This window comes from Kitasatospora sp. NPDC057500 (genome assembly GCF_042802195.1).
Taxonomy (GTDB): domain Bacteria; phylum Actinomycetota; class Actinomycetes; order Streptomycetales; family Streptomycetaceae; genus Kitasatospora.
Genome location: NZ_JBHVER010000321.1, coordinates 1 through 5,770, shown reverse-complemented (window position 1 = coordinate 5,770; position 5,770 = coordinate 1). Strand labels below are relative to the sequence as shown.

Annotated in this window: 5 protein-coding genes; 3 read left to right on the top strand and 2 right to left on the bottom strand. The window is 76.4% G+C overall.

Features of this window, described 5'->3' with window-relative positions; all coding sequences use genetic code 11:
- Window positions 1-839: response regulator transcription factor (locus tag ACFU74_RS35500; protein WP_380764263.1), on the bottom strand; the 839-nt coding region annotated here is incomplete at its 3' end.
- Between the two features lie 135 nt (window positions 840-974).
- Between ACFU74_RS35500 and ACFU74_RS35495 the strand changes: the two genes are divergently transcribed.
- Complete coding sequence (locus ACFU74_RS35495) at window positions 975-2,468, top strand: DUF6350 family protein (protein WP_380764262.1); 1,494 nt, start codon at window positions 975-977, stop codon at window positions 2,466-2,468.
- Here the strand turns inward: ACFU74_RS35495 and ACFU74_RS35490 are convergent.
- Window positions 2,449-3,114: a hypothetical protein gene (locus ACFU74_RS35490; RefSeq protein WP_380764261.1), complete on the bottom strand. Its 666-nt coding sequence runs from the start codon at window positions 3,112-3,114 to the stop codon at window positions 2,449-2,451. The two genes, ACFU74_RS35495 and ACFU74_RS35490, sit on opposite strands and share 20 nt — an antisense overlap.
- 378 nt (window positions 3,115-3,492) lie before the next feature.
- On the opposite strand from ACFU74_RS35490, the gene purN reads away from it, so the two are divergent.
- Window positions 3,493-4,152, top strand: a complete 660-nt coding sequence (gene purN, locus ACFU74_RS35485; RefSeq protein ID WP_380764260.1) for a phosphoribosylglycinamide formyltransferase — start codon at window positions 3,493-3,495, stop codon at window positions 4,150-4,152.
- Entirely contained in the window at window positions 4,149-5,732 is a 1,584-nt protein-coding gene (gene purH / locus ACFU74_RS35480; RefSeq protein WP_380764259.1) for a bifunctional phosphoribosylaminoimidazolecarboxamide formyltransferase/IMP cyclohydrolase, read from the top strand. Before purN ends, purH begins: the two co-directional genes overlap by 4 nt.
- The last annotated feature ends 38 nt before the right edge of the window (window positions 5,733-5,770 follow it).

The window sequence follows — 5,770 nt, the reverse complement described above, 5'->3', positions numbered from 1 at the left end:
GTCTTCCCTCCGTCGGCGAGTGCGGTCGCTCGGCCGATGGGCGCCTTCTGGCTGTCGGGGGCGGCCGGCTCGGTCTTCCGCTCCGCTGCGCGCCGATTGTCGGGCCCCGGCGTTCGGGCGGCTTCGCTCGTGGTCGGCTGCTTCGCCGCCGACCTGTCGTCGAGTCCCACCGACTCCCTCTCGGCGTCGCTTCCGGCGGCCTGCACCGCCGCCGGGTTGCCGGCATGCGCCGCGATCGGCGACGTCAAGGCGTCGGCCGTCCGACCGGCCGACGGCGGCGCTTGCGCACCGACGTCGCCAGTACGGCCGGCACGCACGCCCTGCGGCCGGTTCCTGGCGATGGCGCCCCCCACCGGGCGGCGGGCCTCCTCCTGCCGGGACGGCGAGGCCGGAGTGTCCATGTGATCGGAGTGTCGGCCGTCGGCCGGCTCGGTCGCCGTGGTGGTGGTCGGCTGCGGGGTTCCCGCCCCGTCCGGCGGGGCCTGGTCGACGGGGAGGAGGGCGGCGAGGGCGGTGATCTCGGCCTGGGTGCGGGTGCCGAGCTTGCGCAGGGCCCGGTGCTGGTAGCTGCGGGCGGTGGTGGGGGTGACGCCGAGGGCGGCGGCGGTCTCGGCGAGGTCCCGGCCGGCCGCGAGGTGGGCGAAGGCCTGCGCCTCACGTTCCGTCAGTCGGCGCAACAGCGCCGCACCCCCGCCGTCCCCGGTTGCGGGAGCGGCAGGGGGGCCGTCGGCCCGGCCGCGTCCGTTCCCGGTCCTGCCGGGGCGCCCCTTCCCGCTGCGGCGCTGCGTCGCGGGCGCGGGCTGGTTGCCGGGGTGTGCGGCGGTCGGGGGCTTGGTCATCAGACGCTCCTGGCCGGGTCGGTCGCGGCGGCGCGCGGGCATGGTCTGAAAATGCGCATAAGCCAATAATCTGGGACACCCCGGCCGTTTGCCTCTTCACGGAGCATGGCGAGTCGCCTTGGCACGATGTGGGCCATGACGCAGCTGACGGGTCGTCCGATTCTGGGAGCGCCGGGCGAACTGGGGGCCAGGCCCGTCCTGTCCGCCCTGCTCGTCGGGGTCCGGACGGCCCTGACCGGGCTCTGCGTGATCACCGTTCCGGTGCTCGGGCTCTGGGTGGTGACGCCGTACGCGGACGACGGCGCGTCCGGGGCGCTGCGACTGGCGGGGGCGCTGTGGCTGCTCGGGCACGGTGCGCCGGTGCTGCGCGGGGCGGCGGAGGCGCCGTTGACGGTCACGCCGCTGCTGCTCGGTCTGCTGACGGTGGGACGGCTGTACCGGGCGGCGGGCCGGGTGGCGGCGCACGGTGCGGGGCGGCCGGGGCGGCCGGGGCGCGGGGGTGCGCGGGCGGTGTGGGCGGGGTACTTCGCCGTGGCGTGCGGGGTGGTGGTGCAGTGCGCGGGGACGGGGGAGTTCCGGGCCCGGGTGCTGCCGGACCTCGTCGTGGTCGCGCTGGTGGCGGGGGTGGCGGTGGCGGCCGGGACGCGGGCGCGCGGCGCGGTGGTGACGGGATGGCTGGAGCGGACGCAGGCGCGGCTGCCGGCGGCGGTCCGGCCCGCGGGCGGCGCGGTGGCGGTCCGGGTGGCCGCGCTGGCGGCCGGGGCCGGGTTGCTGGCGGCGGGCGGGCTGGTGGTGGCGGGGGCGACGGTGCTGGCGGCGGTGTCCGTGAGCGGTGCGCCGGAGGTGTTCGCGGGCGGACCGGCGGCGGTGGCGGGGGTGCTGCTGGTGACCCTGGTGCTGCTGCCGAACGCGGTGCTGTGGGGTGCGGCGTACGCGCTCGGGCCGGGGTTCGCGGCGGGGGAGGGGACGGTGGTGTCGCCGCTGCGGACGGTGCTGGGGCCGGTGCCGGAGTTTCCGTTGTTCGCCCTGCTCCCGGAGTCGGGGGCGGGCGGCTGGCGGGTGGCGGTGTGCGCGCTGCCGGCGCTGGCGGGCGTGGTGCCGGGGCTGGTCCTGGGGCGGACCGCGGCCGTCGGCGGTGTGCGGACCGGCCGGCGGACCGGCCCGCGCGCTCCGTGGTCGGTGCCGGCCACCGTGGTGGCGGCACTGGTGACCGCGTTGCTGGTCGGGGCCGGGGCGGCGGTGCTCGGCGGGCTCTCCGGCGGGGCGCTGGCGGGGGGACGGATGGCCTGGCTGGGGCCGGTGCCGTGGCGGACGGGGCCGGCCGCGGCGGCCTGGGTGGCGGCGGTGGCCGCCCCGACCGCCCTGCTGGCCCGCTTCCGCGTCCGTTTCCGCGTCCGCGTCCGCCACGGGGTCCGACTCCGGCGCACGACCGACGGCCGCGCGCTGCTCGCGCCACCCGGAGCGCTCGCCCTGGCCGCACGCCGGGGCGCACTCCTCCTGCGCGCCCGCGCGTACGGAGTCGTCAGCCGCCTCTCGGGTGGCGCCCCCGCCGCCGGCCCCGCCGACGCCGAGCCTGCCGACGCCGATCAGGGCCCGCTGACCGCCGCTCCTACTCGCCGGCCCTGGTGATGTCCACGTACCACTGCGGCGCGAGCCGCTCGCAGCCGTCGACGCCGCTGGCGGTCAGCGAGTCCTGCACACAGGTGACGTAGTCGTTGTAGTACAGCGCCAGGCCGAGGACGGAGGAGACGAATACCACCGTCATGGCCCCGGTGAGGATGCCGGCCAGCGCGGCAGGGGTGAGCGGGTTCTGAGCGGTGCCCCCGGCGGGCCCGGCCGCCCGGCCGGCCCCGGCCCCGCCGGCCCCCGTCCCGGCGTCGGAGCCCGTCGGCCTGGGCGCCCGCATCGCGGAGACGCCCCACGCGATGGCGAGCGCGCCGACGAACAGGGCGACGTAGTGCAGCGCGGCGAACGCGCAGACCAGCGCGCCCATGCCGGCCAGCGCGGCGTTGCGGGCCTTGCGCTGGGCGGGGTCGGACGGGTCGAGCCGGGGCGGCTGCGGCGCGGACGGGCGGTTCCGGCCGCCCTGGTAGCCGGGGCTCCAGGGGTGCGGCGGCGGGACGAGCGGGCGCTCCTCCTGGTCGCCGTCCTGGCCCTCGGGGCGGTCGGAGCCCCCGGAGGGGTGAGGAGCACGCGGTCGCCACGGCTGCTCCGGGGCATCCGCCGGCGGCGGCGCGAAGGGGTTGCGCTCGCCGGTGTCGTCACCGCTGCTCATGGTTCAGCCATTCCTTCTCGGTCGGTGGGGCGGGTGCCCGCGCCACCCTATGATCCCGCAGGCCCCTGTGGGGGCTCCGGGCGCGTCCGGGACGGCCGGTCGTCGGGCGCCGCCGGGGTCCGGTGGGACCGGTGGGACGCCCGGGGACGGACCGGCGAGATCCCCGTCTCAGCTACGCGCGTAGCCCCCGACGGTGTTTCGGAGGCCGTCCGACCAGCCGTTATGGTGGTGACGGTCAGCAGCTCCCACGGGTTCCCCGGGCGCCCGCGTCGCGGCGGGTTCTCCAGGAGTTCCCCCTCGCTCGACCTGCCGTTCGTAGTGGCCCCACCGCCGGTGGACGTACCAGCGTACGGCGCCCGACCTACGGAGAATCGCGCAGTGGCCGCCGCCCCCGCTCAGCTCTTCCCGCCCCGCACGCCCGGACCGGCCCGTCTGGTGGTGCTGGTCTCCGGCTCCGGCACCAACCTCCAGGCGCTGATCGACGCCGCCGCCGACCCCGCGTACGGTGCGCAGATCCTCGCCGTCGGCGCGGACCGCGACGGCATCGCCGGCCTGGAGCGCGCCGAGCGCGCCGGCCTGCCGGTGTTCGTGCAGCGGGTGAAGGACCACGCGGACCGCGCGGACTGGGACCGCGCGCTGACCGCCTCCGTGGCCGGGTACCAGCCGGACCTGGTCGTCACGGCCGGCTTCATGAAGATCCTCGGCCCCGAGTTCATCGCGGCCTTCGCCGGACGGATCGTCAACACCCATCCCGCGCTGCTGCCCGCCTTCCCCGGCGCCCACGGCGTCACCGACGCGCTGGCGTACGGGGTGCGGGTCACCGGCTGCACCGTCCACCTCGTCGACGCCGGCGTCGACACCGGGCCGATCATCGCGCAGGGCGTCGTGGAGGTCCTCGACGCCGACCACGCCGATGGCGGCGAAGCGCTGCACGAGCGCATCAAGACTGTCGAGCGCAAGCTGCTCGTCGACGTCGTGGGCCGGCTGGCCCGCGAGGGTCACCGCATCGAGGACCGAAAGGTATGGATTCCGGCATGAGCGCCGCCCCCACCACGTCCCCTGTTGTCTCCGAGAACGTCCGGCCGATCCGCCGCGCCCTGATCAGCGTGTACGACAAGACCGGTCTGGAGGAGCTGGCCCAGGGCCTGCACGCCGCCGGGGTCGCCATCGTGTCCACCGGCTCCACCGCCGGCCGGATCGCCGCCGCGGGCGTCCCGGTGACCGAGGTCTCCGAGCTGACCGGCTTCCCCGAGTGCCTGGACGGGCGCGTGAAGACGCTGCACCCCCGCGTGCACGCCGGTGTGCTGGCCGACCTGCGCCTGGAGTCGCACCGCGCGCAGCTGGCCGAGCTGGGCGTCGAGCCCTTCGACCTGGTCGTGGTGAACCTCTACCCGTTCAAGGCCACCGTCGCCTCCGGCGCCACCCCGGACGAGTGCGTCGAGCAGATCGACATCGGCGGCCCGAGCATGGTCCGCGCCGCCGCCAAGAACCACCCCTCGGTGGCCGTCGTGGTCGACCCGGCCCGCTACCAGGACGTGCTCGCCGCCGTCCAGCAGGGCGGCTTCGACCTGCTGACCCGCAAGCGGCTGGCCGGCCGGGCCTTCGCGCACACCGCCGCCTACGACGTCGCGGTGGCCAACTGGTTCGACGAGTCCGGCTACACCGAGGCCGAGGACGCGTTCCCGGCCTTCCTGGGCTCGGCCTTCGAGCGCCAGAACGTGCTGCGCTACGGCGAGAACCCGCACCAGGGCGCCGCGCTGTACACCGACGGCACCGGCGGCCTGGCGGGTGCGCGGCAGCTGCACGGCAAGGAGATGTCGTACAACAACTACGTCGACACCGACGCCGCCCGCCGCGCCGCGTACGACCACGCCGAGCCGGCCGTCGCGATCATCAAGCACGCCAACCCGTGCGGCATCGCGACCGGCGCCGACGTCGCCGAGGCGCACCGCAAGGCGCACGAGTGCGACCCGGTCTCCGCGTACGGCGGCGTGATCGCCGTCAACCGCCCGGTCACCGTGGCGCTGGCCGAGCAGATCGCCCCGATCTTCACCGAGGTCGTGGTGGCGCCCGGTTACGAGGACGGTGCCGTCGAGGTGCTGGCCCGCAAGAAGAACCTGCGGGTGCTGCTGGCCCCCGAGGCCCCGGCCAACCGCCAGGAGGTGCGCCCGATCTCCGGCGGCGCGCTGCTCCAGGACGCCGACCGGGTGCACGCCGAGGGCGACGACCCGGCGACCTGGACGCTGGCCACCGGTGAGGCGCTCTCCGAGGCCGAGCTGGCCGAGCTGGCCTTCGCCTGGCGGGCCTGCCGCGCCGTCAAGTCCAACGCGATCCTGCTGGCCAAGGACGGCGCCTCGGTGGGCGTCGGCATGGGCCAGGTCAACCGGGTCGACTCCTGCAAGCTCGCGGTCGAGCGGGCCGGCGAGCGGGCCAAGGGCGCGTTCGCGGCCTCCGACGCCTTCTTCCCGTTCGCGGACGGCCCGGCGATCCTGATCGCCGCCGGTGTCCGGGCGATCGTCCAGCCGGGCGGCTCGATCCGCGACGAAGAGGTGATCGCGGCCGCCGCCGAGGCCGGGGTGACCATGTACTTCACCGGCACCCGTCACTTCTTCCACTGATCGGCCTCGGCCGGCCGGCCGGCTGATCGACTGACGGA